At 65.4% G+C, this 22,089-nt stretch carries 21 protein-coding genes, 1 pseudogene and 1 riboswitch; of the genes and pseudogenes, 7 read left to right on the top strand and 15 right to left on the bottom strand.

Annotation, left to right across the window (positions count from 1 at the left end):
• Positions 1–63 precede the first annotated feature (63 nt).
• The 6 genes from QM789_RS06145 to QM789_RS06120 all read right to left on the bottom strand — a co-directional run bounded on the left by QM789_RS06145 (position 64) and on the right by QM789_RS06120 (position 7,654).
• Positions 64–3,498 (bottom strand): indolepyruvate ferredoxin oxidoreductase family protein, encoded by a 3,435-nt coding sequence (locus QM789_RS06145; RefSeq protein WP_420351078.1) that lies wholly within the window; start codon positions 3,496–3,498, stop codon positions 64–66.
• A complete protein-coding gene (locus tag QM789_RS06140; RefSeq protein WP_420351077.1) occupies positions 3,498–3,836 on the bottom strand; it encodes a hypothetical protein in 339 nt (112 codons plus the stop codon). Before QM789_RS06140 ends, QM789_RS06145 begins: the two co-directional genes overlap by 1 nt.
• On the bottom strand, positions 3,833–4,861 hold the full coding sequence (locus QM789_RS06135) for a phosphotransferase family protein (protein WP_420351076.1): 1,029 nt from the start codon (positions 4,859–4,861) through the stop codon (positions 3,833–3,835). Before QM789_RS06135 ends, QM789_RS06140 begins: the two co-directional genes overlap by 4 nt.
• A gap of 2 nt (positions 4,862–4,863) precedes the next feature.
• Positions 4,864–6,003, bottom strand: a complete 1,140-nt coding sequence (locus QM789_RS06130; protein WP_420351075.1) for an acyl-CoA dehydrogenase family protein — start codon at positions 6,001–6,003, stop codon at positions 4,864–4,866.
• Between the two features lie 78 nt (positions 6,004–6,081).
• Complete coding sequence (locus tag QM789_RS06125; protein WP_420351074.1) at positions 6,082–6,810, bottom strand: SDR family NAD(P)-dependent oxidoreductase; 729 nt, start codon at positions 6,808–6,810, stop codon at positions 6,082–6,084.
• Positions 6,811–6,949: 139 nt separating this feature from the next.
• Positions 6,950–7,654 carry a GntR family transcriptional regulator gene (locus QM789_RS06120; protein ID WP_420351073.1) on the bottom strand — a complete coding sequence of 235 codons (705 nt, stop codon included), beginning with the start codon at positions 7,652–7,654 and terminating at the stop codon, positions 6,950–6,952.
• 166 nt (positions 7,655–7,820) lie between these two features.
• Between QM789_RS06120 and QM789_RS06115 the strand changes: the two genes are divergently transcribed.
• The 3 genes from QM789_RS06115 to QM789_RS06105 are packed head-to-tail and all read left to right on the top strand — an operon-like array spanning position 7,821 to position 10,691.
• Positions 7,821–8,174 carry a RidA family protein gene (locus QM789_RS06115; RefSeq protein WP_420351072.1) on the top strand — a complete coding sequence of 118 codons (354 nt, stop codon included), beginning with the start codon at positions 7,821–7,823 and terminating at the stop codon, positions 8,172–8,174.
• A 41-nt stretch (positions 8,175–8,215) separates the two neighbouring features.
• On the top strand, positions 8,216–9,472 hold the full coding sequence (locus QM789_RS06110; RefSeq protein ID WP_420351071.1) for a D-amino acid dehydrogenase: 1,257 nt from the start codon (positions 8,216–8,218) through the stop codon (positions 9,470–9,472).
• Positions 9,473–9,485: 13 nt separating this feature from the next.
• Positions 9,486–10,691: an NAD(P)/FAD-dependent oxidoreductase gene (locus QM789_RS06105; protein WP_420351070.1), complete on the top strand. Its 1,206-nt coding sequence runs from the start codon at positions 9,486–9,488 to the stop codon at positions 10,689–10,691.
• A gap of 201 nt (positions 10,692–10,892) precedes the next feature.
• Here the strand turns inward: QM789_RS06105 and QM789_RS06100 are convergent.
• From QM789_RS06100 to QM789_RS06060, 9 genes and pseudogenes are all read right to left on the bottom strand, one after another.
• Positions 10,893–11,125: pseudogene (locus tag QM789_RS06100) on the bottom strand (acetone carboxylase subunit gamma).
• 269 nt (positions 11,126–11,394) lie between these two features.
• On the bottom strand, positions 11,395–12,399 hold the full coding sequence (proX, locus tag QM789_RS06095; RefSeq protein ID WP_420351069.1) for a glycine betaine/L-proline ABC transporter substrate-binding protein ProX: 1,005 nt from the start codon (positions 12,397–12,399) through the stop codon (positions 11,395–11,397).
• Positions 12,400–12,447: 48 nt separating this feature from the next.
• Positions 12,448–13,371 carry an ABC transporter permease gene (locus QM789_RS06090; RefSeq protein ID WP_420351068.1) on the bottom strand — a complete coding sequence of 308 codons (924 nt, stop codon included), beginning with the start codon at positions 13,369–13,371 and terminating at the stop codon, positions 12,448–12,450.
• Complete coding sequence (locus tag QM789_RS06085) at positions 13,355–14,584, bottom strand: quaternary amine ABC transporter ATP-binding protein (RefSeq protein WP_420351067.1); 1,230 nt, start codon at positions 14,582–14,584, stop codon at positions 13,355–13,357. Before QM789_RS06085 ends, QM789_RS06090 begins: the two co-directional genes overlap by 17 nt.
• 419 nt (positions 14,585–15,003) lie before the next feature.
• Complete coding sequence (locus QM789_RS06080) at positions 15,004–15,996, bottom strand: FecCD family ABC transporter permease (RefSeq protein ID WP_420351066.1); 993 nt, start codon at positions 15,994–15,996, stop codon at positions 15,004–15,006.
• On the bottom strand, positions 15,997–16,941 hold the full coding sequence (locus QM789_RS06075) for an ABC transporter substrate-binding protein (RefSeq protein WP_420351065.1): 945 nt from the start codon (positions 16,939–16,941) through the stop codon (positions 15,997–15,999).
• Between the two features lie 12 nt (positions 16,942–16,953).
• On the bottom strand, positions 16,954–17,721 hold the full coding sequence (locus QM789_RS06070; protein ID WP_420351064.1) for an ABC transporter ATP-binding protein: 768 nt from the start codon (positions 17,719–17,721) through the stop codon (positions 16,954–16,956).
• Positions 17,718–17,933 carry a DUF1636 family protein gene (locus QM789_RS06065; RefSeq protein ID WP_420351063.1) on the bottom strand — a complete coding sequence of 72 codons (216 nt, stop codon included), beginning with the start codon at positions 17,931–17,933 and terminating at the stop codon, positions 17,718–17,720. The genes QM789_RS06070 and QM789_RS06065 overlap by 4 nt, the downstream gene beginning before the upstream one ends.
• Positions 17,934–18,167: 234 nt before the next feature.
• Positions 18,168–18,375: riboswitch (cobalamin riboswitch) on the bottom strand.
• A gap of 63 nt (positions 18,376–18,438) precedes the next feature.
• Positions 18,439–18,675: a hypothetical protein gene (locus tag QM789_RS06060; protein ID WP_420351062.1), complete on the bottom strand. Its 237-nt coding sequence runs from the start codon at positions 18,673–18,675 to the stop codon at positions 18,439–18,441.
• Here QM789_RS06060 and QM789_RS06055 point away from each other — a divergent pair.
• The 4 genes from QM789_RS06055 to QM789_RS06040 all read left to right on the top strand — a co-directional run bounded on the left by QM789_RS06055 (position 18,674) and on the right by QM789_RS06040 (position 22,006).
• Entirely contained in the window at positions 18,674–18,946 is a 273-nt protein-coding gene (locus QM789_RS06055; RefSeq protein ID WP_420351061.1) for a metal/formaldehyde-sensitive transcriptional repressor, read from the top strand. The two genes, QM789_RS06060 and QM789_RS06055, sit on opposite strands and share 2 nt — an antisense overlap.
• A 6-nt stretch (positions 18,947–18,952) precedes the next feature.
• A complete protein-coding gene (gene dmeF, locus QM789_RS06050; RefSeq protein WP_420351060.1) occupies positions 18,953–19,876 on the top strand; it encodes a CDF family Co(II)/Ni(II) efflux transporter DmeF in 924 nt (307 codons plus the stop codon).
• A 115-nt stretch (positions 19,877–19,991) separates the two neighbouring features.
• Positions 19,992–20,954 (top strand): CobW family GTP-binding protein, encoded by a 963-nt coding sequence (locus QM789_RS06045; protein ID WP_420351059.1) that lies wholly within the window; start codon positions 19,992–19,994, stop codon positions 20,952–20,954.
• The gene (locus tag QM789_RS06040) at positions 20,954–22,006 is read left to right on the top strand and encodes a WD40 repeat domain-containing protein (RefSeq protein ID WP_420351058.1); all 1,053 of its coding nucleotides are present in this window, start codon (positions 20,954–20,956) and stop codon (positions 22,004–22,006) included. Before QM789_RS06045 ends, QM789_RS06040 begins: the two co-directional genes overlap by 1 nt.
• The last annotated feature ends 83 nt before the right edge of the window (positions 22,007–22,089 follow it).

Here is a 22,089-nt window from a genome sequence, read left to right as displayed (position 1 = left end):
AGACCTTGACGATACTGCACAGCGCGCTTTGGATCAGATCCGCCATGTGTCGTTCCTCCGAGGTCAGCCCGCCATGCGGGCCGGCTGCGGCAAGGCGATCAGCCGCCCCATCAACTGCTTTTGCTGCGCGCGCGCAGCGGCGACATTGGCATCCTTGACATGGCCAAAGCCGCGCATCTGTTCGGGTAATGCCGCCAGTGCCAGCGCGATGGCGTAATCGGCCCGGCCCAGATCGGTCAGGATCGTCTCGATCAGGTGTTCGTATTCGCGGATCAGCTGACGCTCCATCCGGCGCTCGGCGGTGTGGCCGAAGGGATCCAGTGGCGTGCCGCGCAACCGTTTCATCGGCGCAAGCCAGCGCATCGCGCGCAGGATCCACGGGCCGAAATCGCGCTTGAGCAGATGGCCGGTCTCGGGATCGCGCCGACTGAACAGCGGCGGCGCCAGATGCAGCTTGACCTTGTAGTCGCCGGTGACCTGCCCCTCCAGCATCCGGTCGAAACGGCCATCGGTATAAAGCCGCGCCACCTCGTATTCGTCCTTGTAAGCCATCAGCTTATGGAGGTTGCGCGCCACCGCCGAGGTCAGTTCCTTGCCCGGCGACGGGTCTGCGGCCAGCACGCGCCGCACCATCCCCTCGTAGCGCGCGGCATAGCGCGCATTCTGATAGAGGGTCAGATCGGCCGCGCGATGGGCGATCACCTCCTCCGGCGTCATCTCGATGCGCGCGGCAGCAGGCGCGGAGATGCGCGCCTCGACCTGCGCCGGATCGGCGGCCCAGGCCCGTCCCCAGGCAAAGCTTTTCTGGTTGAACGGGATCGCCACGCCGTTCAGTTCGATGGCCCGCTGGATCGCCTCGGCCGAAAGCGGAATCAGGCCCTTCTGATAGGCCACGCCCAGCATGAACAGGTTCGCCGCGATGCTGTCACCCATCAGGCTGCGCGCCACATGGGTCGCGTTGACGAAAACCCCCGCCCCAGGCGCGACCGAGGATTTCAGCCGTGCCTGCATCAGGCTGACGGGCAGCCTGAAATCCGCGTCGCGGGTAAAATCCCCGGTCATCATCTCGTGGCTGTTGACGACCAGATGGCTGCGGTCCGGGTCGATCAGCCGCATGACGGTATCGCTGGCGCTGACCACCAGATCGCAGCCCAGTACCAGATCGGCCTTGCCGGGCGCGATGCGGATCGCCTTGATGTCCTGCGGCTGCGGCGCAAGGATGATGTGAGAGGTCACCGCGCCGCCCTTCTGTGCCATGCCGGTCATGTCGATGATGCCGCAGCCCCGGCCTTCCAGATGTGCGGCCATCCCCAGAAGGCTGCCGATGGTGACGACGCCGGTGCCGCCGACCCCCGTCAGCGCGATGGCATAGGGCCGGTCAGCCGGCGCGATGCGCTCGGGTTCGGCAAGCGGCGGCAACTCGGCCTGCTGCGCCTGCGGCTTCTTCAACTCGCCGCCGATGACCGAGACGAAGGACGGGCAGAAGCCCTTGACGCAGGAAAAGTCCTTGTTGCAGGCCGACTGGTCGATCTCGCGCTTGCGGCCGAACTCGGTTTCCAGCGGCAGCACCGCGACACAGTTCGATTTCCGGCCGCAATCGCCGCAGCCCTCGCAGACGGCGGGATTGATGAAGACCCGCCGTTCGGGCTCGCCCATCTTGCCGCGCTTGCGCCGGCGGCGCTTTTCAGCGGCGCAGGTCTGTTCGTAAAGCAGAACCGTCACGCCATCGACCTGCGACAACTCCCGCTGAACCCGCAGGATGTCGTCACGGTGGTCGATGGTCGTGCCCGGCGGGAAATCGGCGGCGGAATACAGATCCGGCCGGTCCGACATGAAGGCCAGGCGCTGGACGCCCGCAGCCTTCACCTCGGCCGCGATGCGCTGCGGTGTCAGCCCGCCCTCGTGGTCCTGCCCGCCGGTCATGGCGACGGTATCGTTGAACAGGATCTTGTAGGTGATTGGCGTGTTCGAGGCGATGGCCGCCCGGATCGCCATCAGGCCCGAGTGGTTATAGGTGCCGTCGCCAAGGTTCTGGAACATGTGCTTGCGGGTCGAGAATCTGCTTTCGCCGATCCAGTTCGCGCCCTCGCCGCCCATATGGGTGTAGCCCTCGACATTGCGCTCCATCATCTGGCTCATCCAGTGACAGCCGATCCCGGCATAGCCGCGCGCGCCCTCGGGCAGGACGGTCGAGCTGTTATGCGGACAGCCCGCGCAGAAATAGGGCTTGCGCTGCACGGCAAGGCTTTCCCGCTCCACCCCCAGCCGGGCCTTCACGACGGCCAGCCTTGCGACGACCTCGGCATCGGCCTCCAGTCGCGACCCGATGGCCTCGGCGATCTGCATCGGGTTCAGGGCCAGTTCGGCCTGAAACAGCGTGCGGCCCTGTTCGTCCTGCTTGCCGATGATGCTGCGCGGCGCACCGGGCTGACCGTAAAGCAGACCCCGGATCTGTTCCTCGATCAGCCCGCGCTTTTCCTCGACCACGATTAGCTGATCCAGCCCTTGCGCAAAGGCCCGCAACCCCTGCGGCTCGACTGGCCAGGGCATGGCGATCTTGTAGAGGGACAGGCCCAAAGCGGCGGCCCGCGCCTCGTCAAGGCCCAGCTCGTCCAGCGCGGACAGCACATCCATATAGGATTTCCCGGTCGAGACGATGCCGATACGCGGCTGCTGACCGCCGAACAGGATCACCTTATCCAGCGCATTGGCCCGCAAATAGGCCCGCACCGCATCCAGCTTGTGCCGATGCAGCCGGACCTCCTGATCCTGCGGGCTGTCATTGGTGCGGATGTTGAGGCCGCCCTCGGGCAGGCTGTAATCCGCAGGCAGGACCGAGCGGAAAGCCGCAGGATCGGCATGGATCGAGGCGGTGGATTCGATATTGTCCTTGACGCATTTCAGCCCGACCCAGACCCCGGCAAAGCGCGACAAGGCCCAGCCATGCAGCCCGTAATCCATGATCTCCTGCACATTGGCCGGGTTCAGGATCGGGATCATCGCGTCCTTCAGCGCATATTCACTTTGATGGCAGGTGGTCGAGCTTTCGCAGGTATGATCGTCGCCCATCAGCACCAGCACGCCGCCATGCGCCGAGGATCCCGCAAGATTGGCATGGCGGAACACGTCGCCGCTGCGGTCCACGCCCGGACCCTTGCCATACCAGATGCCGAAAACACCGTCGAATTTACCCTCGCCACGCATCTCGGCCTGCTGCGCGCCCCATAGCGCGGTCGCGGCCAGATCCTCGTTCATCGCCGGTTCATAGACGACCTGCGCGGCATCCAGTTGCTTCTTCGCGCGCGGAAACTGGCTGTCGAGCCCGCCGAGCGGCGAGCCGCGATAGCCGGTGACGTAGCCCGCCGTACTCAGCCCGGCGCGACGGTCCAGCCAGCTTTGCGTCAGGCACAGCCGGATCAGGGCCTGCGTGCCGGTGATGAAGACCTGCTGCTTTTCCAGATCGTATTTGTCGTTCAGATCGACGGGCAAAAGGCTCATTATCTGGTTTCCTTGCTTGCTGCCCGGGCCGCCTGCAACAGGCGCGGGTTGCTGATCTCCAGCTTGCGTTCGACATAGCTGCGCAGGGCGGCGCGCAATTCGCCGCTGTCCGTGACCGAGCCTTCGCGCAGCCCGCGCGCCAACGCCGCAGCCCCGCCGAACCCGGCCAGCGCTGCCTCGGGCGGCTCTGGCACCGTCGCTTCGGCCAGCAGCACGTCCAGCGAGCGTTTCAGCATGGCGCCGGTATAGCGGTCGCCGGCTTCAAGCCGGGGCAGCAGCAGATCCACGAACTCGGCACGCGCCGCGCGCAGAAGGCCAAGGTTGATCCTGCCGCTCATGCCGCCACCTCGATCAGGTTCAGGATGTTCAATTCCATCTCGGAGGACATGATGCCGCTGAGCGCCAGTTCCTGCGTGATTTCGGTCCCGGAATTGCAGCGTTCGCCCTGTTGCAGCGCGATGATCGCCCAACGCAGTTCCGCCATCACCTGCCAATAGGGCAACACCCCGCGATCGACCCGGCGGCCCGAGATCCGCTGATAACCCTCAAGGAACGGTTCGATCCCGGCAATGCCGCCCGCCTCCAGGTGATCATTGCCGAAACGCCAGCAGCGCGCCATGAACCAGCCGATATCCTCGTCAGGATCGCTGAAGCTGGCGAATTCCCAGTCGAGGATCACGCTCAACGCACCGTCGTCCACCAGGTAGTTCCCGGTTCGGAAATCGGTATGGCACAGCACGACCGGATTGGGGGCCGGTTTACGGGCCTCCAGCCAGTTCAGCGCGAATTCCAGAACCGGGTGCGGATCCGGCAATGCGTCCAGATCGGCGCGATAGCGATCAATGCGCAACTGCGCGGGATGGCCCTGCGGCACCGGCAGGAAATCGAGCCCGGTCACCGGCGGACGCACCCGATGCAACCGGGCCAGTTCCTCGCCAAGACGCGCGGCCAGCGCCGGGCCAAAGCTGGGCAGCGCCGGATCGCGGGTGATGCGCCGGGCATGGGCGGTGCCCCTGCCCCGTGCCATCAGATAGAACGGCCGCCCGGTCACCCACTCATCCGTGCAAAGAACGACCGGCTGCGGCACGGAAACCCCCGCCTGACAGGCGACCTCAAGACTGGCGAACTCCTGCGCCCGGCCATGCGAGGTGCTGATCGACGACGGCGCATCCGTGCGCAGCACCCATTGCTGCGCGCCGGGATGGCTGCCGCCGTCGCAGTCGGCATCCAGAGACCAGTTCTCCTGGATCGCGCCGCCGGACAGCTTGGACATGGCGGTGATGGTCACGGACCGTGCCCCCAGGGCATCGGCAAGCCAGCGTTCCAGCGCCTGCCGCTCGGGCGCCTGCTGCACCGGGGCCATGCTCATACCCCCCAACGCCAATAATCCATGCCCTCATCGGCATAGGCGCGAGCAAGGACCATCTTGTGAACCTCGTCCGCGCCATCGACCAGACGCGCCTGCCGCGCATAACGATAGATCCATTCCAGCCGCGTATCCTTGGAATAGCCCCGCGCACCGTTCAGCTGGATCGCGGTATCGACCGCCTTGTGCAGGGTATTGGCGACATGGACCTTGGCCGAGGACACTTCCTTGCGCGCGAAATCGCCCTGATCCAGCTTCCACGCAGCGTACATGACCAACAGCCGGCCGATGCTGATCTCATGCGCCAACTCGCCCATCTTGATCTGCACCGACTCGCGGTCGGCCAGCCGGATGCCGAAACCCGTCCGCCGCTGGGTATATTCCGCTGCGATCTCCATCGAGCGCTTGGCCAACCCCAGCCAGCGCATGCAATGGGTCAGCCGCGCCGGTCCGAGGCGTATCTGCGTCACCTTCAACCCGTCGCCGACATTCAGCAGGCGGTTCTCGTCCGGGATCTCAAGCCCGTCATAGACGATCTCGCAATGGCCGCCATGTTCCTCGGGGCCCATGATTGGGATGCGACGCTCGATCCGATGGCCGGGCTGGTCGGCGCTGTAGAGAAACGCCGAAAGCCCCTTGCGCGGATCGTCCGATGTGCGGGCGATCAGGATGAAATGCTGCGCGGCCCCGGCGCCGGTGATGAACCACTTGCGGCCGTGAACCACCCAACGATCCCCCCGCTTTTCTGCGCGGGTCAGCATCATGTTGGGATCCGAGCCCGAGCCGGGATGAGGCTCGGTCATGGAAAAGGCGGAACGCACCTTGCCGTCGATCAGGGGCTGTAGCCACCAGTCCTTCTGCGCCTCGGTACCGATCTTCGACATGACATTGATATTGCCGTCATCGGGCGCGGCGCAGTTCAGGCAGGCCGGGCCGAAGATCGAGCGGTTGGCCTCTTCATAGATCGCGGCCCAGCCCGTGACCGGCAGCCCCATGCCGCCGCGTTCCCTTGGGGCCTGCGGCGCCCACAGGCCGGCGGCTTTGGCCTTTTCGCGGACCTTCGCCAGCACCCCTTCGTCGATATTCTCATGGTCATCGTAATTCGCGGGATCCTCCTCCAGCGGCAGAACTTCGGCCACGATGAAGTCGCGAGTTCCTGCGGCGAAGCGCCTCGATCTCGGGGGTAAGCGCAAAGTCCATGGCAGATCCTTTCCGGGTCAGAGGCTGTTGAGCAGATGGCCGCCATCGACCGGAATGACGGTGCCGGTCATGAAGCTGCCGGCGTCGGACAGAAGCAACAGCAGCGGGCCATCCAGTTCGTTCAGGTGGCCGATCCGCCGCATCGGTACCCGCTTGCGCAGCTTGTCGCCGGCATCGGATGCCAGAAAATCCTGCGTCAGTTCGGTCTCGAAATAGCCGGGCGCGATGGCGTTCACCCGGATGCCGTGCCGCGCAAGTTCCAGCGCCTGAATGCGGGTCATATGCGCCACCGCGGCCTTGGTGACCGCATAAGAGGCCGCCCCGCCGACAGCCCGAAGCCCGGTGATCGAGGCGATGTTGACGATCGCCCCCGGATTGCCGACGGCAACCAGCCTGGCACAGACCTGCTGCGCAACCTCCCAGACGCCGGTCTGATTGACGGCAAAGACACGCTCGGTTTCGGCGCGGGGGGCGGCAAGGAAGCCATGTTCGGCGGCAAGGCCAGCGTTGTTGATCAACAGTTCGACATGGCCAAAACGTTCCTCGATGCGGGACAAGCCGGCCCGGATCGCTTCCGGATCCGTCACGTCCATCGCAACGGCCATCGCTTCGCCGCCGGCATCCGCAATAGTGGTGACCATCCCTGCCAGCCGATCCTCGCGCCGGGCGGCCAGCGCCACGCGGCAACCCTGCCGCGCCAGCAGGGAGGCGAAATGTGCCCCCAGCCCGGAGGAAGCCCCTGTCACCAAGACAACTCGTCCGCGAAGATCTTGAAACATGCCAGCCTCCATTCTGTGCTCATAAGTGGATACACTTTTGGATGCGGTTGTCAAAACAAAAAGGCGGACGATCTGGTCGCCCGCCCTTCCCCGAGATCGCAGACGCCTAGCGCGCCCGACCGTTCTCCATGTCAAAGAAAATCCGCGCCAGCCCTTCCTTGGTAACCATAACAGCGTGACCCGAACTCATCACGATATGGTTCTTCAGAATTTCGACGCCGCTCTTGTCGCGACGCCTCAGGCAATCGAGGACGGCCGCATGCTCCTGATAGGTGTTCTTGCGGCGACTGTCGTTTTCAAGGTCGATTCGGCGAAAGAATCGCAACTTGGCGTTCAGATCGTTCAGCGTGTTCAGGATATGCGGATTCTCTGCGAGGCTCGCGATGGCCAGGTGGAACGCCTCGTCGGCCGCGCTCAACTGCTCCCAGTCGCTGCCGGCACTGCTCTGGGCCTCCCATTCCGCCTGGATACGGGCGATATCCTCGTCGCTGCCCCGCTCGCAGGCCAGGCGAAAGGCGCCGCATTCGACCAGAGCGCGGAACTCATAGATCTGGCGAATGTCCGCAGGGGCGATCTCGCGCGCATAGAATCCGCGATTGGGCACGAAGGTCACGAATTCCTCATGCACCAAGCGATTCAGCGCCTGCCTGATCGGCGTACGCGACACCTTGAGCCGCTGCGCCAGCTCAACCTCGTTCACCCGCTCTCCGGGGCGAAAACGATACTCGATCGCCATGTCACGGACTTGTCGATAAACCTTCTCGACCACATCCGCGGGACGCTTTGACTTGGCCTCTGCCACGCTCGCCATCCGCCTGTCTCCGTTATGATTTCTCGGCCCCGCAGCGCACGGACATGCCGATTTCAGCGACAATTTACTCCCTCGGAAATCATGACGCAAATAAAAATCTTATTGTGTATCCACTTGTGTATTGTTAGCGTGATTCCACCTGGAGCCATCAAGCAAGGAAAGTCCGATGACCGAGATCACCCATATCGACCCCAACGCCCGGATGTCCGCTGCCGTCGTTCATGGCAACGTGGCCTATCTCGCGGGACAGGTCGCGCTTGGCGCACCCGGCGGCAGCGTCACCGAGCAGGCCAAAGACATCATCGAACGTCTGGAGGCCACGCTGGCCAAGGCCGGTACCGACAAGTCCAAACTTCTGTCTGCCTCGATCTGGCTGTCCGACATCTCGACCTTCGACGAAATGAATGCCGTCTGGGACGCATGGGTCAAGGATGTGACCGCCCCGGCCCGCGCCACCGTCGAATCGAAACTGGCGGCGCCCCAATTCACCGTCGAGATCGCCCTGATCGCAGCGATCTGACGGGCAAAACCACTCATGCCTTGGGCGAAAGGAAACAGGGAATGCGTGTCATCGTTCTGGGAGCCGGGGTGGTCGGTGTGACGACCTCCTATGAACTTGCCCGCGACGGGCATGAGGTCACTGTCATCGACAGGCTGGACCTTGCCGCCTCGGAAACCAGCTATGCCAATGCCGGCCTGATCGCGCCCGGCCATTCCTATACCTGGTCCTCGCCCAAGGCACCGAAAATCCTGCTGCGTTCGCTGTTGGACCGCAGCCAGGCGCTGGTCTTCCGGCCCAGCCTGGACCCCCGGCTTTACCTCTGGTCGCTGCAATTCCTGCGCAACTGCACCGCCGAGCGCGCCAGCACCAACACCAAGCGCAAGGTTGGGCTGTGCCGCTATTCTCAGGACCGCCTTCTGAAGATCACCGAGGAAACCGGGGTCGCCTATGACGGGCTGTCCGGCGGCCTGCTCTATCTCTATCGCAAGCCGGAAAGCTTCGAGCGCGGCACCCGCAACACGCGCGTGCTGACCGAGGAAGGTCTGGAGCTGCGCGCCATTTCGGTGGACGAGGCTGTCCGCATCGACCCGTCCCTGAGTTCCGCCCGCGACAAATTCGCCGGCGCGATCTATTGCCCGACGGACGGCAGCGGCGATGCTCGCATGTTCACCCGCAACCTGGCCGAATATTGCGCGACGAAGCTGGGCGTCACCTTCCTCTACGATACCGAAATCCGCGACCTGGAAACCTCGGGCGACCGGATCACGGCGGCCCTGACCGACAAGGGCCGCATTGCCGGCGATGAATTCGTGGTCTGCCTTGGCGTCTTTGCCCCGCGTTTCGCGCGCAAGCTGGGCGTATCGCTGCCGATCTATCCGATCAAGGGCTATTCCGTCACCATGCCCATCGGCGAGAACCATCAGGCCCCGACCGTCGGCGGCGTCGACGAAGACAACCTTGTCGCCTATGCCCGCTTCGGCAACCGCATGCGCGTCACCGCGACAGCCGAGTTCGCCGGGTTCAGCAAGACGCACAAGCCGCGGGACTTCACCCATATGCTGCGCGCCGTCCGCGAACTGTTCCCGCAAGGTGCCGATTTCGGCCAACCCGACTATTGGGCCGGACTGCGGCCGATGACCCCCGACGGGCTGCCGATCTTTGGCCGCGGCAAGCGCTTTGCCAATGCGGTGATGAATCTGGGCCACGGCCATATGGGCTGGACCATGTCGGCCGGGTCGGCGCGGATCGTCGCGGATATGGTCAAGCGCACAGAACCTGCCTTCAATCCCGAAGGCATGCTGGTCAAGGCAGCATGACCCGGACGACGCTATGAAAAACAGCTATGATGTGGTGATCATCGGCGGCGCGGCTACAGGCTCGGCCATCACCTATTTTCTTGCCGCCAACCCAGATTTCGACGGATCCGTCCTCTTGGTCGAGCGGGATCTCAGCTTTGCCCGCGCCGCCACATCGCTTTCGGCATCGGCGATCCGCAGCCAGTTCTCGACCCCGATCAATGTGCAGATCAGCCGTTTCAGCCATCGGTTCATGATGAATTTCGCCGAGACCATGCAGGTCGACGGGCAGGCTCCGCAGCTGAACTTTCTTCCCGGCGGCTATCTGTTCCTCGCCACGATTCCCGATCAGGCCGAGATCCTGCGGCAGAACCACGCCGTGCAGATCGCCCATGGCGCCGATGTGGTGCTGTGGAGCGCCGATGAACTGGCCAAGGCGTTCCCGCATCTGAACGTGGCGGATATCGAACTGGCCTCTTACGGGCGCTCGGGCGAAGGTTGGTTCGACAACACCGCCCTGATGAACGGCTTTCGCAACAAGGCCCGCAGCCTGGGCGTCGACCTGATTCAGGACGAGGTGACGGCGGTTCATCGGGACGGAAACCGGGTCACGGGTCTGCGGCTGGCGTCCGGGCGCCGTATTTCGGCAGGAGCCGTCGTGAATGCAGCGGGATGCGGCGCCCCTGCGATCGCGCGGATGGCCGGGATCGAGACCCCGATCGAGATCCGCAAGCGCACCGTCTTCGTCTTCGATTGCGCCAAGAGCCCCGAAGGCACGGCCCGCATCAACGATGGCCGCCTGCCCCTGATGGTCGAACCCTGCGGCGTCTATTGCCGCCCCGAGGGGCATTTCTTCCTAGCCAGCACGACCCCCGACCCTGACCCGGAGGTTGCTCCCGGTGACTTCGACCCACGCTATGATGAGTTCGAGGAACTTGTCTGGCCCGCCCTTGCCGAACGCTCGCGCCATTTCGAGGCCATCAAGGTCGTCAACCAATGGGCCGGGCATTTCGACCTGAACGCGTTGGACCATAATCCCGTCATAGGTCCGCATCCCGAGATCGCAGGCTTTCACTTCGCCTGCGGGTTCTCGGGCCATGGTCTCATGCAATCGCCGGCCATCGGTCGCGCTTTGTCCGAGATGCTGGTTTACGGAGAGTTCCGAACCTTGGATCTGTCGCCCTTGGCCTATACCCGCATTCTGAACGACACTCCGTTTCACGAAAGAGTGCTGCTTTAAAAGTTAAGTATGAACAAAAATGCCAAGACACCAACATCTGCCTGGATTCACTCGATTCTCTGATCAGATCGCAACGATCGGGCGAATGATCCGGTGTCAAAGTGCCCTGAGATGGACGAGGTTCTTACTACCGTCAGGACGCGTTGATTTCGGTCATTTAGCGTGATTCAGGCTCGGCAAGGAGACCTGACCATGAGCAACCTATACTGGCTTTCCGAGGCGCAGATGGGGCGCCTGAACCCGTTCCTGCCGAAGATAGATCTCTTCCATCTCTTCTTGGGTTTCGCGGACGACGGCATGCAGCTTCCAGTTTTCCTTCCAGTCGCAGAACTCATGCCCGGCGATGCTCTTGATCACCATTTCTTGTCGGACGCCCGCTGGACGATGAACAGCTTGGGGCCGAGTGGCAGGATGATGCGGTCGTCCCATGGCACCTGCTCTTGCAGGATATGCGTGCACCCTGACCACCGCAACAATCGCCCCGCTGCACGCGATGAGGGTTCCGCGCCTCGGGCGATTGCTCAACCCGCGCCGCTGGCCGTAAACACCCGGGCCGATGCCTCCGCGATTTGTTACGGGCGTTCCGGTGGCAAAAGCAGACGTGATACCGCAGTCTTATGAAGGGGTCAAAGCACAGCCCCCGCGCGGAACCGCACGGGGGCTTTCTGTCGGGCCGGGGCACGGCCCCGTCATTCGATCTGCGTCACTCGGCTGCGGCGCGGGCGGTCTCCAGCCAGCCATCGACCAGTTCACGGTTCCCGGCGATCCAGGCATCGGCGTGGGCCTGAATGTTCTGGTCGCCCGCATTCATCAGCGCGTTCTGGGCATAGATGTCGGTCAGCGGAATCTGCGCCGCCTCGAACAGGGCGCGCACCGCCGGATTGGCCGCGATGAATTCGCTGTTGACCACCGGCACGATATCGTTGGCGACATAGCCCAGCATGCAGGGGTCGGCCACGCAGCCCTCGACGCCCGTCATGGTGGCGGCGTCCTCCAGCCCCTTTTCGGTCTCGACCAGATCGACGAAGGGCACCTGAATCCAGACCACATCCTTGCCGGGCTTCAATTCGTTCACCGTCCAGTTCGGTGTCCAAGTGTAGAACAGGATCGGCTCGCCACTGCCATACGCAGCGACCGCATCGGCCATCGAGGCCGAATAGTTCGCGTTGATGACGTTCACATGGTCGCGCAACTCATAGGCGTCCATATGATGCTCGATATTCTCTTCGCAGGCCCAGCCGGGCGGGCAGCCAACCATGTCGGCCTTGCCGTCGCCATTGCGGTCGAAGGCGGCCTTCACATCGTCGCGTTTGAAATCCTCTATCGAGGTGATGCCAAACGCCTCCGCCGATGCCTTGTCCACCAGATAGCCCTGCAAGGCCCCGCCCTTGGCGACGGCCCCGACGATCTCGGCCCCCTGCTCGAAACTGTCGCGGTAGGAATTGTGGCCGGGGAACCAGCCATCCACCCACATGGTCACGTCGCCGAAGGCCACGGCCTGATAAAAGGCGGGATTGTCCAGCGTCATCGGCTCGGACACGGTATAGCCGAGTTCGGCCAGCAGCTTGGAATATATGGCGGTCTGGAACCAGCCGGTGTCCCATGTGGGCTGCACCATGGTGATGCTGACACCTTCGCCGGGCTCGGCGGCATGGGCAAGCGGCGCGGCCAGAGCCAGCGCGACGGCGGTGAGGGTGAGACGGGGCATGCCGGGTCTCCTTTTGTTTTGGTTCGGTTGATTGGTGGCAGGGCGGGGTCAGCCCGCCTTGCCGGGTTCGGCCGCGGGCGCCTGCCCGCGCAGCCGGATCAGATTGGAGAGCACCTGCCGCAGCGAGGGCGCACGGGATTCGGTCAGCCCCTGCGTGATGCGGTCCAGCACGATGGCAAGGATCACGATGCCGACGCCGCCAGCCGTCGCCCCGCCCACGTCCAGCCGACCCAGCCCGGTATTGACCACAAGGCCGAGCCCGCCCGCGCCGATCAGCGCCGCGATGACCACCATCGACAGCGCCAGCATCAAGGTCTGGTTCATCCCCGCCATGATCGTGCGCATCGCCAGCGGCAGTTGCACGTCCCACAGCATCTGCCAGCGGGTGGAGCCGAAGGCTTCCGCCGCCTCGATCAGGTCGGCGCGCACGTTGCGGATGCCGAGGTTGGTCAGCCGCACGATGGGCGGCAGGGCGAAGATGATCGTGGCGATGATGCCGGGCGCCATGCCGACGCCGAACAGCATCACGATGGGCACCAGATAGACGAAGCTGGGGATTGTCTGCATCACGTCGAGGATCGGGCGCACGACTTTCCACATCCGGTCCGATCCGGCGGAGAGGATGCCCACCGGCACGCCGATCACCGCGCAGAACAGGACCGAGGTGACGACCATCGCCAGCGTGGTCATGGTGTGGCCCCACAGCCCGATCATGTCGATGAAGGCAAAGCCCAGCACCGTGAACAGCGCCGCGCCGCGCCCGGCGGTGCGCCACGCAACGCCGGCAAAGGCGGCGGTCATCACCAGCATCGGCACCCAGCGGAAGAAGGCGTCGAGGTTGTTCAGAACGGCGGTGATCGGCACCTGTGCCGCGCGGAAGGTGGGGCGGAAATTCGGCACCAGCCAGCCGCGTACGAAGGCGTTCACCCAGTCATCGAAGGGCAATGTAACCAGATCAGCGGGGCTGAGCATCGGCGCCCTCCTTTGCGGGTTCGTTGGTGGCAGCTCCCGAGAGGTGGGTCAGAACATCCCCCGGCTCGACCACGGCCAGCAGACGGTCGCGCTCGTCGGTGACGGCGATGGGCAGGCCCCCGCCCGCCGGGCCGTAAAGCTCGTGCAGTTGCGTGTCTGTGTTGGCGGTCGGGAAATCGGTAATCAGTGCCTCGCGCAGCGTCGGGTTGGGCGTGGCCTCATCCAGTTCCGATGCGGCAAGGTCGCGATAGGTCACCACGCCGACCGGGCGCGTCCCGTCCATGACGTAAAGCGCCTGCGTCCCGCGATTTTCCATCAGTCGCAGCGCCTGGCGCACCGAGGTATCGCGCAGCGGCACGGTCAGCGCCTCCGACGATACATCGTCCACGGTGAACACCCGGCCCCGGTCGATATCGGCGACGAAGGCCGCCACATAGTCATCGGCGGGATTGGTCACGATCTCCTGCGCGGTGCCGATCTGGACGATCTCGCCATCCTTCATGATGGCGATGCGGTTGCCGAGCAGCAGGGCCTCGTTCAGGTCGTGGGTGATGAAGACGATGGTCTTCTTCAGCGTCTTTTGCAGGGTCAGCAACTCCATCTGCATGTCGCGGCGGATCAACGGGTCCAGTGCGCCGAAGGGCTCGTCCATCAGCAGAATGTCGGGATCGGCGGCCAGACCGCGCGCCAGACCCACCCGCTGCTGCATCCCGCCCGACAGGTCGGCAGGACGGCTGTCGGCCCAGGGCGCCAGCCCGACCTGCTCCAGCACCTCCAGCGCGCGGGCGCGGCGTTCGGGCGCGGGAATGCCGCGCACCTTCAGCCCGTAAGCCACGTTTTCCGCGATGCTCCAATGCGGGAACAGCGCGAAATGCTGGAACACCATCGCGATGCGCTCGCGCCGGATGCGGCGCAGATCGGCGGGCGCGGCCGTGGCCACATCCTCGCCGTCGATCAGGATATGGCCTTCGGTGGGCGGGATCAGCCCGTTCAGCATCCGCACCAGCGTCGACTTGCCGGAGCCGGACAGGCCCATGACAACGAAGATCTCGCCCTCCTCGACGGCAAAGCTGGCGTCGCGGACGCCCACGGTGGCGCCGGTCCGCGCCAGGATGTCGGCCTTGCCCGCCCCTTCGCGCAGCATGCGCATGGCGGCGGCGGGGTGTTTGCCAAAGATCTTGTACAGGTTCTCGACCGAAAGTTTCGGTTGCATGCAACTCCGTATCAGGCCCGGCAGACGCAAGGGCACAACGCCCCCGCGAGGTGAATGGCTGATCCCGCGCCGCATTCGGGCGCGTAAAAGCTCGCCCGTCCGAAAGGGGCGGGGTCGCGAAAAGAGGCGCGCCGGGCGGCGCCCCGGGATCAAGGCTTACCACTACCTATAGCAATTTGATGCCGGAATATCAACCTATTGTGTTCAAGGCTCCAGATGGGGGGCGGCCATGAGGGCAAAACCTGCACGTCTCCGGCAGGAATTTCCGCCTGTCACGCTATCCCAGCCAGCGGCCCCGCCGGTCGACGCAGCAGGCAGATCAGCACCGCAGACAGGAACTGCGTCACCGTGACATGAGGACGAATATCGTTGTCGGCCTTGGTGCGTGATCCAGTGGCACGACGGCGCAATTGGCGCCTTCAAATCCTGTTCCGCATCAGCATGACGGTGACGAAGAAGGCGCCGATGGAACTGGTGACGATACCGATCGGCAGTTCCTGCGGCGGCAGCAGGGTGCGGGCGATCAGGTCGCTGGCCAACAGCAACGCCGCGCCGAAGACGGCGCAGGCGAGCGTGAGCCGCAGATGCAACGGCCCCGCCACGCGGCGCGCCAGATGCGGGATCATCAGCCCGACGAAACCGATGACACCGGCCAGCGCGACCAGCGTCGCGGTGGCAAAGGCGGCGGCCAGAAACACCGCCATGCGGAAGCGGGCAACCGGCACGCCAAGGCTTTCCGCCGTGGTTTCGCCCGCCAGAAAGGCGTCCAGCCGCCGGTGGTTCCACAGCGCGAAACCCGCGATCCCGCCCGCCCCAAGCGCCGCGAAGCCGATATTGTCCCACCGCGCAAGGCCAAGCCCGCCCATCGTCCAGAACAGCACCGAATGCGCGGCCCTCTGATCGCCCGAGAACACCAGATAGTTCGTCAGCGCGGTGAACAGGAAGGAGACGGCGAGCCCCGCGAGGATCAGCCGCTCCGGCCCCTGACCGCGCAACCGGCTGACCAGCGCCAGCACCAGAAGCGCCGCCAGCATGCCGCCGGTAAAAGCGGCGACCGGCAGGGTCCAGATCCCCAGCCGGTCGCCGAAGACGGTGATCACCGACACCGCCCCCGCCGCCGCGCCGGAGGACAGCCCGAACAGGAACGGATCGGCCAGGTCGTTGCGCGTCACCGTCTGCAACAGCGCGCCGACCACGCCCAGCCCCGCGCCCACGCAGACCGCCAGAAGCGTGCGCGGCAGGCGCAGATCCACCACGATCTTGCCCACCGGGCCGGAAGGCGGCGCGCCTGCGACCCCGAACGAGGCCAGCACATCGGAGAGCGGGATCACCGTCGAGCCCCAGGCGACCGACAGCAGCGCCAGCACGATCACCGTCCCCACGCCGATGCCGATCGCCACCCCGAAGCGCATTCAGAACGCGTCCGGATACATCGCGCGGGCGATCTTCTCGATCGCTTCGATATTCGCCGGGCCGGGGGTCAGTTCGGCGTAACGCAGGGGCACGAAGCGTTCGTTCTTCACCGCGTCCGTCTCCTTCATCGCGGGATGCGCCTTCAGGAAGTTCAGCAATTGCGCCGCGCCGCCGCCGTCCTGATAATCCAGCAGCACGAGGAATTGCGGGTTCCGCGCGGCCACCGTCTCCCAATCGGTATTGCCCCAGCTGGTTTCCATATCGGCCATGACATTGGTGCCGCCCGCCGCCTCGATCATCGCGGTGGTGATGGCGTATTTGCCCGCCGTGAAGGGTTTGTCCTCGCCGGAATCATAGAGGAACACGCGCGTGCCCTTGCGCTCGCCGACCTTCGCGGTGATCCCGGCCAGCCGGTCTTTCCAACTGGCAATCAGCGTGTCGGCCTCGGCCTTCTTGTCAAAGATCCGGCCCAGTTTTTCCACGTCGCCATAAAGCAGGTCCATCGTGGCGGCGGGACGGTTCTTCTCGACCTGCACGCAGCTTTCGGTCAGAACCAGCGTCTTGATCCCATGCGGGGCGAGCGTATCGGGCGTGACCTCTCCGCCCGGTTTCATGCCGTAATACCAGCCGGCGAAGAAGAAATCGGGCTCGACCGACAGCAGGTTTTCCAACGTCGGATATTTCGGCGCCAGTTCCGGAATGTTGCCCCGCATCGCAGTGAATTCGGGCCCGACCTTATACCAGCCGGTGATGCCGGTCAGCCCGACGATGCGCGGCTGAAGGCCCAAAGCAAAGGCCATTTCCGTCATGTTCAGGTCGTGGATCACGGCGCGCTTCGGCGCGGCATCAAACGTCAGCGGCGCGCCGCAGCTATCGACGGTGACAGGATAGGCCGTGGCAGCGGAGGCCGCGAAGAGCGCGGCAAGGATCAGCAGGGGTTTCAAGGCAATATCTCCTCAGGGGGTCGAAAGACGGATCGGAATGTCGAAGACGGTCAGTTCGCGGGCATCCGTCGGATGCGGCAGGCGCAGCACATCGACGCCGAAGACCCGCCGCACCAGCGCGAGGCTCAGCGCCCGGTCCGGCGTGTCGCAGGCCACGAGCCGCCCGCGATCCAGCACCGCCACGCGGCTGGCAAAGGGCGCGACCAGCGACAGGTCATGCAGCACCGCGACCACGGCAATGCCGAGCCCGGCGACCAGTTCCAGCACCTCGCCCCGCGCCCGGGGGTCGAGGTGGTTGGTGGGTTCATCGAGAAACAGGATGCGCGGCTGCTGCGCGATGGCCCGCGCGATCTGCGCCCGCTGCCGTTCGCCGCCCGAGAGCGAGCCCATGCTGCGCCCGGCCATCGGCAGGAGGCCGCTCCGCTCCAGCGCAGCAAGGGCGATCCGCCGGTCATCCCCCCGCCGCCCGGCATGGGGGACGCGGCCGAGCGCCACATACTCCAGCACCGAAAGGCGCGGGTCGGGCTGATCCGACTGCCCCACCACGGCAATGCTGCGGGCGCGCTCCACCGCCGGGATGCGGGCCAGATCCCGCCCGTCCAGCGTCACCACGCCCATGCCGGGGCGCAGCACCCCCGCCAGCATCCTGAGCAGCGTGGTCTTGCCCGCCCCGTTCGGCCCGATGATCGCCAGCCGGTCATGAGCTTCGACCGAAAGGCCGACCCCCTCGACCAGCACCGCGCCCTCCGCGCGAAACCCCAGATCGCGCGCCCGGATCACCGCAACACTCCGGGGATCCGCGCCAGCACCTTGCCCGCCAGACCACGCGGGCGCTGCCCCTCGTTGCACCAACCATCGGGCAGGCTTCGGTAAAGGCGCGCGAAGTCGATCAGATGCGGCGCGTCCCGTTCCACGTCGATACCGCCGAACAGGTAACTCGCCTTGCCCGGCGCGGTAACGGCTACTGCCAAAGGCCGGTCGCAGCCCGCCATGCAGGCGACCTCCCCGATGCGGAACTCCGAGAAGCCCCTCAGCACGCAACCGCACCACCAGCGCCGGGCCGGGGCGGATGCCACCCGCGCGGCAACGGGTGCAGACGATGATGCTATGCGCGGCGCTCTCCACCCTGCCATCTCTTTCCCGAAGCCCGGCCCGGGACACCAGGAAGGATGGCACGCAAGACGGCGCGAGGCCGCTTGAGAAGCTCCCTCCCGGCACACCCCGTCCGGTCCGATCTCTCCGATGGCAGGTCTCCTGGCTCGCGGGTCGCGGCCCCGATCCTGCCTTCCCAGCCGCGCGGGGCCAGTGGCATCTCGGACGGGGCTCGCCGCTTACAGTTGCGGGGGCAGCCATGGCCTTGGCCCGAAAGCCGCACCACATTCCCTTTTCACCCCGGCCCAAAGAACACGGGGAACCATCGGCGCCGAGCCTATGCCGAATGAAACCAAAGGGCAATCGCCATGAGGACCGGCCCGGCGCGTGGCAGGCCGCGACCTGTCAGGTTTCACACGTCAGGACGAGATCGCCCGCGACGAAGTGGCAGGACGCATGGCACACGCCCGGCGCTTCGGTGACGGCGCGCCTGGCCCTTCGGTCGGCGCAACGGCCACATCTCGGCGCGCTTACCGGCTTGCCGTCGGCCACCCATTCGATCCGCTCCTCGATCCATTCCAGGGCTTCACCGATCCCGCTTTTTATAGTATACCCCCCCATGTTATAAGAAGCCAAGGCCATGTCCCACACCCACCGCGACAAGGAAAAGCTGATCGCCCGCGTCCGCCGCCTGAAGGGCCAGATCGAGGGGATCGAGCGCGCGCTGGAAGCCGAAAAGCCCTGTGGCGAGGTTCTGCGGCAACTGGCCTCCGCCCGCGGTGCGATGAGCGGCCTGACCGCCGAAGTGATGGAGGACCACCTGCGCGAACATGTCCTCCACGCCGGGACCGAGGCCGAACGCCAGCAGGGCGGCGAGGAGCTGATCGCCGTCATCCGGACCTACATGAGGTAACCCCCGATGTCCGCCATCGACATTTCCGCCCATACCCACGGGCATGATTTCCTCGGCCGCGACCATCGGCGCAATGAACGCCGGGTCTGGCTGGTCATCGCGCTCACCGCCACGATGATGGTGGTGGAGATCGCCGCCGGCAGCCTCTTCGGCTCCATGGCGCTGGTGGCCGATGGCTGGCACATGTCCACCCATGCCGGGGCGATGCTGATCACGGCGCTCGCCTATCTCTACGCCCGCCGCCATGCCGGCGATGCCCGCTTCAGCTTCGGCACCGGCAAGCTCGGCGATCTGGGAGGCTTTGCCAGCGCCATCGTGCTGGCGCTGATCGCGCTGCTGATCGGGTGGGAGAGCCTGCTGCGGCTGGCCGATCCCGTCCCGATCAGCTTCGGCCAGGCCATCGCCGTCGCCGTGATCGGGCTGGGGGTGAACCTCGTCTGCGCATGGCTGCTGCGGGACGACCATGACCACCATCACGGGCACGACCACCACCACGCGCAGGACAACAACCTGCGCGCCGCCTATCTGCATGTGCTGGCCGATGCGCTGACCTCGATCCTCGCCATCGGGGCGCTGCTGGCCGGGCGGGCCTATGGCTGGCTCTGGGCCGATCCGCTGATGGGCGTGGTCGGCGCGCTGGTGATCGCGCGCTGGTCCTGGGGGCTGATCCGCGATTCCGGCGGCGTGCTGCTGGACCGCACGGATGACGATCTGCCCGGCGAAATCCGCGCGGCGCTGGAAACCGGGGGCGACCGGATCACCGATCTGCATGTCTGGCAGGTCGGGCCGGGGCATCACGCGGCGATCATCGCGCTGGTCTCCGCCAATCCCCGAGAGCCGTCGGAGTACAAGGCCCGCCTGTCACCGATCCACGAGCTTTCCCACGTCACCGTCGAGGTCGAGAGAGCGGCGTCCGAACGCCCGGCCTGAGCCATGAACCGCAGATCAAGCGCGGCACATCCGTCGCCAATAACGTGATGTAATTACAATATATGCCCCAGCCTCTGCCAGGGTCATCCCTGTCCTCACTCCAAGGAGCAAGACCATGACCGAACAGATCCCCGTCACCGTCCTCACCGGCTTTCTCGGCGCCGGCAAGACGACGCTGCTGAACCGCATCCTCACCGAACAGCACGGCCGCAAATACGCCGTCATCGTCAACGAATTCGGCGAGACCGGCATCGACAACGAGCTGGTCGTCGATGCCGACGAGGAAATCTTCGAGATGAACAACGGCTGTATCTGCTGCACCGTGCGGGGCGACCTGATCCGCATCCTCTCGGGGCTGATGAAGCGCAAGGATTTCGACGGCATCCTGATCGAGACGACAGGCATGGCCGATCCGGCGCCGGTCGCGCAGACCTTCTTCGTCGATCAGGAGGTGGCCGGTAAGACCCGGCTCGATGCCATCGTCACCGTGGTCGATGCGGTGAACCTGACCACCCATCTGGACGAGGCGCATGAGGCCGCCGAGCAGATCGCCTTCGCGGATGTGATCTTGCTGAACAAGGTCGATCTGGCGGACGGGGCGGGCCTGAAATCCGTCGAGAACCGCATCCGCGCCATCAACCCCTATGCAAAGATCCTGCATTCCGAGAAATGCGGCGTCGATCTGGACAAGGTGCTTGGCCTCGACGCCTTCAGCCTGGAGCGGGTGCTGGAGATCGAGCCGGATTTCCTTGATGGCGATCACGAGCACGAGCATGAAGAGGACATCACCTCGATCTCGCTGCACGCCGATGCGCCGCTCGACCCCGACCTGTTCAATCTCTGGTTCGGGCGCCTGCTGCGCGAAAAGGGGCAGGACATCCTGCGCTCCAAGGGGATCCTGGATTTCGCCGGATCGGATCAGCGCTATGTCATCCAGGGCGTCCATATGCTGATGGATGGCAGCCACCTGGGGCCATGGCCCGAGGGGCAGGCCAGAACATCGAAACTGGTCTTCATCGGCCGCAACCTGGACAGCATGGCGCTGAAGGAAGGCTTCGACGCCTGCAAGGCGGCGTGATGGCGCAAACCCCTGACATCCCACCCACCGCCATCGAGGCGGCGGGGCAGCGCCTGACCATCGACGCGGTGCCGGTCGGGGCCGTCCTCGCGGGCGCGGCGGCCCTCTCCGCCTGGGGCGACGGGCGGCTGCGGATCTTCCGCCCGGACGATCCGCCCGAGGTCATCCCCCTGCATCGGGGTGCGATCCTGTCGCTGGCGCTGGCCCCGGACGGGGCGATCCTGACCGGAGGCGATGACGGGCGCTTCATCCGCACCCGGCCGGACGGCGTGTCGGAAACGCTGGCCGAGTTCGCGCGCAAATGGGTGGATCACGTCGCCGCCAGCGCGACCGGCGCCCTCGCCTGTTCGGTCGGGCGCGAAGTCCACCTGACCGAGCCTTCCGGCTTTCGCCAGACCTTTGAGCACCCGTCCTCGGTCGGCGGGCTGGCCTTCGATCGCAAGGGCAAGCGCCTTGCCGTTGCGCATTACGGCGGCGTGACGGTCTGGTCGCGCGAAGCCCGGCGCTGGAAGCCAACCTCGCTCAAATGGGCGGGCAGCCATATGCGGGTGATCTGGTCGCCCGACGACCGCTTCCTGATGACCGCGATGCAGGAAAACGCCCTGCACGGCTGGCGGCTGCGCGACAAGGCCGACCTGCGCATGTCGGGCTATCCGGCGAAGGTCGCGGGGCTGGCCTGGGCGGGCGCCCTGCCCTGGCTGGCCACCACCGGCGCCGAAGCGGCGATCCTCTGGCCCTTCGACGGCATGAGCGGCCCGATGGGACGCGCGCCCCTACAGCTTTGCCCCGGCGGCCCGGACCTCGTGACAGCCGTCTGCACCGTTCCGGGGCGCGAGGCGCTGTTCGCCGGCCTCTCGGACGGGAGCGTGCTGTTTTCCGAGATCGGCGAAGAGGCCGAGCCCGCCCTCGTCCGGCGCGGCACCGGCAGCCCCGTCACCGTCATCGCGGCCAGCGGATCCGGCAGGCTGTTCGTCGCCGACGAGGGTGGCGGGGTGCTCTGGGTTTCGCTCGCCGGGGAGGGTTATCAGCCCGTCCGCGCCACGACGACATAACGGCCCGCACCCGTTCCGAAGACCGCGTGGCGGGCGGCCTTCCTGCGACCGGCCCGGCATCGGCAGGCGGATGTTCCAGCGCA

Source organism: Paenirhodobacter sp. (assembly GCF_047600745.1).
In the GTDB taxonomy this organism is placed as follows: domain Bacteria; phylum Pseudomonadota; class Alphaproteobacteria; order Rhodobacterales; family Rhodobacteraceae; genus Rhodobacter.
This window is presented reverse-complemented; position numbering and strand designations above follow the sequence as displayed.

What these genes read in the sequence shown, in the direction of transcription:
- QM789_RS06145 (WP_420351078.1), bottom strand. Translation starts at nt 3,498, where the DNA reads ATGAGCCTTTTGCCCGTCGATCTGAACGACAAATACGATCTGGAAAAG.
- QM789_RS06140 (WP_420351077.1), bottom strand. Translation starts at nt 3,836, where the DNA reads ATGAGCGGCAGGATCAACCTTGGCCTTCTGCGCGCGGCGCGTGCCGAG.
- QM789_RS06135 (WP_420351076.1), bottom strand. Translation starts at nt 4,861, where the DNA reads ATGGCCCCGGTGCAGCAGGCGCCCGAGCGGCAGGCGCTGGAACGCTGG.
- QM789_RS06120 (WP_420351073.1), bottom strand. Translation starts at nt 7,654, where the DNA reads ATGGCGAGCGTGGCAGAGGCCAAGTCAAAGCGTCCCGCGGATGTGGTC.
- QM789_RS06115 (WP_420351072.1), top strand. Translation starts at nt 7,821, where the DNA reads ATGACCGAGATCACCCATATCGACCCCAACGCCCGGATGTCCGCTGCC.
- QM789_RS06110 (WP_420351071.1), top strand. Translation starts at nt 8,216, where the DNA reads ATGCGTGTCATCGTTCTGGGAGCCGGGGTGGTCGGTGTGACGACCTCC.
- QM789_RS06105 (WP_420351070.1), top strand. Translation starts at nt 9,486, where the DNA reads ATGAAAAACAGCTATGATGTGGTGATCATCGGCGGCGCGGCTACAGGC.
- proX (WP_420351069.1), bottom strand. Translation starts at nt 12,399, where the DNA reads ATGCCCCGTCTCACCCTCACCGCCGTCGCGCTGGCTCTGGCCGCGCCG.
- QM789_RS06090 (WP_420351068.1), bottom strand. Translation starts at nt 13,371, where the DNA reads ATGCTCAGCCCCGCTGATCTGGTTACATTGCCCTTCGATGACTGGGTG.
- QM789_RS06085 (WP_420351067.1), bottom strand. Translation starts at nt 14,584, where the DNA reads ATGCAACCGAAACTTTCGGTCGAGAACCTGTACAAGATCTTTGGCAAA.
- QM789_RS06080 (WP_420351066.1), bottom strand. Translation starts at nt 15,996, where the DNA reads ATGCGCTTCGGGGTGGCGATCGGCATCGGCGTGGGGACGGTGATCGTG.
- QM789_RS06065 (WP_420351063.1), bottom strand. Translation starts at nt 17,933, where the DNA reads ATGGCGGGCTGCGACCGGCCTTTGGCAGTAGCCGTTACCGCGCCGGGC.
- QM789_RS06055 (WP_420351061.1), top strand. Translation starts at nt 18,674, where the DNA reads ATGTCCCACACCCACCGCGACAAGGAAAAGCTGATCGCCCGCGTCCGC.
- QM789_RS06060 (WP_420351062.1), bottom strand. Translation starts at nt 18,675, where the DNA reads ATGGCCTTGGCTTCTTATAACATGGGGGGGTATACTATAAAAAGCGGG.
- dmeF (WP_420351060.1), top strand. Translation starts at nt 18,953, where the DNA reads ATGTCCGCCATCGACATTTCCGCCCATACCCACGGGCATGATTTCCTC.
- QM789_RS06045 (WP_420351059.1), top strand. Translation starts at nt 19,992, where the DNA reads ATGACCGAACAGATCCCCGTCACCGTCCTCACCGGCTTTCTCGGCGCC.
- QM789_RS06040 (WP_420351058.1), top strand. Translation starts at nt 20,954, where the DNA reads ATGGCGCAAACCCCTGACATCCCACCCACCGCCATCGAGGCGGCGGGG.